Source organism: Prevotella conceptionensis 9403948 (assembly GCF_000312305.1).
GTDB lineage: Bacteria > Bacteroidota > Bacteroidia > Bacteroidales > Bacteroidaceae > Prevotella > Prevotella conceptionensis.
On record NZ_HE999510.1, the window covers coordinates 1 to 807 of the forward strand.

Consider the following 807-nt stretch of genomic DNA (forward strand, 5'->3'; position numbering starts at 1 on the left):
TAGGTTTCTCATTGCCTTTCCTCCTTTTCTTTGTTTTTCCTTTCTTCCTGTTCTCTCTTTACTCTTCTCTGTTCCTTGTGTCGGAACAGACGGGGAATGCGACGACGGTTGATAAGGTAACGGGGATGGCTGTGCAAGGCGGAACGCTTCATCAGCCCATATTCCCCATACTTCCTGTTCAGGGAGAAGGTCTGCCACACCAAAACGGATGCGGCAGTCCCTCCGAAACCAATACAAATCCATTGATTGACACCCGCCATGTAGAGGATGACAAACAGCACGAAAAGGGCGAGTAGCCCTCCGGCGAAAATGAACAGATATTGGCTTTTGAGTCCCTGAAACTCTACCGAGCGACCGATTCCCTTGTTGATGGGATAGGTCTCCATAGGCTTAGAGGAAGAAACTTCTCAGAATGGTGGCTGCGACAATGAGGAAGATACACGCCCCGAACCAGCTCGCGGCGGTCTTCGAAGTGTCTGGATCTCCGGACGAGAACTTTGAATAGACTTTTACCCCTCCGATAAGTCCCACAACCGCGCCGATGGCGTAGATGAGTTTCGTGGCAGGGTCGAAATAACTCGTCACCATGTTGGTGGCTTGGTTGATACCCGACAAACCGTTGCCTTGGGCAAAGGCAGAGGAAATGGAAAGCAGCAGAACGGCTGCGATAAGAAAATGTCTTTTGGTCATAAATCTTTGTTTTGTGCCGAGAGGATTGGATATATCCTCCCGACGGGTGAATACTGTTGTTACTTTCGGATGTTAGTGGTGGCTCTCTTAGGGTCAGCCGTACTCTTTTTCTTTCAT

At 49.4% G+C, this 807-nt stretch carries 2 protein-coding genes; both read right to left on the reverse strand.

The genetic code is table 11. The features are described from left to right. Positions 1-8 precede the first annotated feature (8 nt). A complete protein-coding gene (locus BN93_RS16005; protein ID WP_019189281.1) occupies positions 9-386 on the reverse strand; it encodes a DUF4133 domain-containing protein in 378 nt (125 codons plus the stop codon). 4 nt (positions 387-390) lie between these two features. Then, positions 391-690 (reverse strand): DUF4134 domain-containing protein, encoded by a 300-nt coding sequence (locus tag BN93_RS16010; RefSeq protein WP_004332848.1) that lies wholly within the window; start codon positions 688-690, stop codon positions 391-393. Positions 691-807 lie beyond the last annotated feature (117 nt).

What these genes read in the sequence shown, in the direction of transcription:
- BN93_RS16005 (WP_019189281.1), bottom strand. Translation starts at nt 386, where the DNA reads ATGGAGACCTATCCCATCAACAAGGGAATCGGTCGCTCGGTAGAGTTT.
- BN93_RS16010 (WP_004332848.1), bottom strand. Translation starts at nt 690, where the DNA reads ATGACCAAAAGACATTTTCTTATCGCAGCCGTTCTGCTGCTTTCCATT.